The sequence below is a fragment of the Mesorhizobium sp. M4A.F.Ca.ET.050.02.1.1 genome (genome assembly GCF_003997725.1).
Lineage (GTDB): Bacteria > Pseudomonadota > Alphaproteobacteria > Rhizobiales > Rhizobiaceae > Mesorhizobium.
In genome coordinates this window covers 1-3,076 of record NZ_RZSG01000722.1, presented here as the reverse complement: position 1 = coordinate 3,076, position 3,076 = coordinate 1, and the positions used below count along the sequence as shown (strand labels likewise).

The following is a 3,076-nucleotide window of genomic DNA, read 5'->3' as shown; positions in this document are numbered from 1 at the left end:
GCCGCATGTCGAAGATCAGCACCTCGCCACGCAGGAAGGGTGCCAGCTCCGCATCCATCGAGAAGGTCTCGACCGTCATCGCCGGCTGGCCGTCGGGACCGCCGGCGACCGAAACATTGGAGAAGGTCACCGAGGGAAACGGCAGCAGCCTTGCCGTGGCGTCACCCTCGACGGTGACCTTGCGGCCGAGGATGGCGCTCGCCTCGCGCTCGAAATCGGCGCGGTAGCCTGCCCAGTCGATAAAATACGGCACCACCAGCGCCGCGCACAGCACCAGCACGAACAGGCCACCGAAGATCACGAACAGGCGTGCGAGCATCAGCACCAGCGATCGTTGAAAGTCAGCTGCACTGTACCCGCATCAGCGTGTCGATAAAGAGGCAATTCGGCTGCGTCCTCGGCAAGCAGGGAGCTGTGGGGACAGTCCGCCGCGTCAATGCCGCGCCGCTTCCATCAGGGCGGACAAGACCGCACCCGTGCAAAGGCTGATCAGGAATTTCTTCGCAACGAACTCGATGGTCGAGTCGTGGAACGTCAGGATGAAATGCCGATAGTCCGAAAACAGCTCAGGCATATGGGATGGATGAACCCGATTGGCCTTTTCCAGGGAAGCGATCCAGGACGAGTTGAAGACTTCGAACGCAGAATATGGTTGCAGGCCGAGACCATAGAGCCGATGCCCGCTGATGGCTTCATCGTTCGGCGGACCGAATTGAAGCGCCAGGTATGGTTCCACCGTCAGGATTGCGACGGATTGGTCGCCTGTCGCGGGCGAAACCGAGCGCGCGTTCGTGCCATCGAACGAAGGATCCGGAACGTCGGCGAGATACGCGATCAACAGCCGCTCTTCATTTGCAAAGACATGCGGCAATGGCGCGCCGGCCGATGATGGTGGCACCTCGATCGGCAGCAGGGCCTCGGCCGCCGACATGACTAGTGACCAACACGGGGCAGGATCTTGCCCGGATTCATGATATTCAGCGGATCGAGCGCCTGCTTGATCGTGCGCATGACCTCGACGCCATGGCCGAGCTCGTGACGCAGGAAGCCAACCTTGCCCTGGCCGATGCCGTGCTCGCCGGTGCAAGTGCCGTCCATGGCGATGGCGCGCATGTTGAGCCGCGCGACGAATTTTTCCGCCAGCGCGATTTCCTGCGGGTTGTCGACATCCATCAACACCAGCACGTGGAAGTTGCCGTCGCCGGCGTGGCCGACGATCGGGGCGATCAGGCCCATCTCGGCAATGTCGGCCTCGGTCTCGGTGACGCATTCGGCAAGCCGCGAGATCGGCACACAGACATCGGTCGACAGCCCCTTGGCGCCGGGCCGCAAGGTCAGCGATGACCAATAGGCGTCGTGCCTGGCCTTCCACAGTTTCGTCCGCTCCTCGGCAACGCTGGTCCACAGGAACGGACCGCCGCCATTCTCCTCGGCGATCATGCCGAAGGTCTCGGCCTGTTCGGCAACGCCGGCATCGCTGCCGTGGAATTCGACGAACAGGCACGGGCCTTCCGGGTAGTCGAGCTTGGAATAGTTCTTCATCGCCCGCATCTGCAGCGCATTGACCAGTTCGATGCGCGCCACCGGAATGCCCATCTGGATCGTCGCGATCACCGTCTTGCAGGCCGCCTCGAGGCTGGGAAACGGGCAGACGCCGCCGGAGATTGCCTGCGGGATGCCCTGCAGCCTGAGCGTCAGCGCCGTGATGACGCCCAGCGTGCCCTCCGAGCCGATCAGCAGCCGCGTCAGGTCGTAGCCGGCCGAGCTCTTCTTCGCCCGCTTCCCAGTCGTTACCGCCTCGCCATCGGCCATCACCGCCGTCAGCGACAAAACGTTCTCGCGCATCGTGCCGTAGCGCACAGCGTTGGTGCCGGACGCCCGCGTCGCCGCCATGCCGCCGAGCGAGGCATTGGCGCCGGGGTCGATCGGGAAGAACAGCCCGGTGTCGCGCAGATGCCGGTTGAGGTCCTCGCGCGTCACGCCTGGCTCGACGGTGCAGTCGAGATCCTCCGGATTGACCGCGAGGATCCGGTTCATGCGCGAAGTGTCGATCGAGATGCCGCCGCCCGGCGCGTTGGTGTGGCCTTCGAGGGAGGAGCCGACGCCGAAGGCGATCACAGGCACCCGGTGCGCCGCGCAGGCGCGCACGATCTCCTGCACCTCGGCCGTGCTCTCCACAAAGGCGACGCCATCCGGCGCCTGCGTCGGGATGTAGGTGGTGGTGTGCGCATGTTGGGAGCGGACGGCCTGGCCGGTCTGGAAGCGCTCGCCGAGCGTCTGCTTGAGGATGCCGAGAACCGCGGCAATGCCCTCCTCGTTGCGCTCGACGGGATTGAGGTCGCTCAAAGCCATGATTCACTCCGCGAATGGACCAGCCGCCGCCCTTGCTGTGCGGTTATGGATGCGTAGTCTCACGACCCACGCCCTGTCCAGCGATCAGGAAAGGAAAACAAGATGTCGATGCCCGCCCCTTTCATTTCCCGCCCCATGGATATCGAGAAGGACTGGATCGACTATAACGGCCATCTCAACATGGCCTATTACAACGTGCTGTTCGACCGCTGCTCGGACGACGCCTTCGAGATGCTGGGCATGGGGCCGAACTACGCCAAGGAGCGCCGCCTCACCATCTACACGGCGGAAGTCCATGTCTGCTACGTGCAGGAGCTGCATCTGGAGCACAAGGTCCAGGTCTCCTTCCAGCTCATCGACCATGACGAAAAGCGTCTGAGAGCCTATCAGGAGATCCGCCATGTCGACGGCTGGCTGGCCGCCACCTCCGAGACGCTTTCGCTGCATGTCGACATGTCCGGGCCGAAAGTGGCGCCCTTCCCGGCCGACGTTCTTGCCAGGGTCGAGGAGATGCGCGCTGCCCACGCCGCGCTGCCGATGCCGGAGCGCGCCGGCCGCTCGATCGGCATCAAACGCAAGAGCGCTTGAAGCACCCCAGCGCGCACGTTAACCTTACCAAGGTTTTAACGTGAACAAGCCGATTGAGTCGTTGAACGACTCAGCGGAGCGTTTGAAAACCACCGTATCGGGTTGGCGATGCGGGGCGGCGGGCAGAGGCGGTTCG

4 protein-coding genes are annotated in these 3,076 nt (G+C 63.7%); 1 reads left to right on the top strand and 3 read right to left on the bottom strand.

What is annotated here, in order from left to right:
• The 3 genes from EOA33_RS30005 to EOA33_RS29995 all read right to left on the bottom strand — a co-directional run.
• Window positions 1-319 (bottom strand): AsmA family protein (locus EOA33_RS30005; protein ID WP_127407292.1); only part of this gene is annotated, 319 nt, incomplete at its 3' end.
• 114 nt (window positions 320-433) lie between these two features.
• On the bottom strand, window positions 434-931 hold the full coding sequence (locus EOA33_RS30000; protein ID WP_126053945.1) for a hypothetical protein: 498 nt from the start codon (window positions 929-931) through the stop codon (window positions 434-436).
• 2 nt (window positions 932-933) lie between these two features.
• Window positions 934-2,352, bottom strand: a complete 1,419-nt coding sequence (locus EOA33_RS29995) for an FAD-linked oxidase C-terminal domain-containing protein (RefSeq protein ID WP_127407291.1) — start codon at window positions 2,350-2,352, stop codon at window positions 934-936.
• A gap of 102 nt (window positions 2,353-2,454) precedes the next feature.
• On the opposite strand from EOA33_RS29995, the gene EOA33_RS29990 reads away from it, so the two are divergent.
• The gene (locus EOA33_RS29990) at window positions 2,455-2,940 is read left to right on the top strand and encodes a thioesterase family protein (protein ID WP_127407290.1); all 486 of its coding nucleotides are present in this window, start codon (window positions 2,455-2,457) and stop codon (window positions 2,938-2,940) included.
• Window positions 2,941-3,076: the final 136 nt, after the last annotated feature.

Coding starts and splice junctions, on each gene's coding strand:
- EOA33_RS30000 (WP_126053945.1), bottom strand. CDS start 931: ATGTCGGCGGCCGAGGCCCTGCTGCCGATCGAGGTGCCACCATCATCG.
- EOA33_RS29995 (WP_127407291.1), bottom strand. CDS start 2,352: ATGGCTTTGAGCGACCTCAATCCCGTCGAGCGCAACGAGGAGGGCATT.
- EOA33_RS29990 (WP_127407290.1), top strand. CDS start 2,455: ATGTCGATGCCCGCCCCTTTCATTTCCCGCCCCATGGATATCGAGAAG.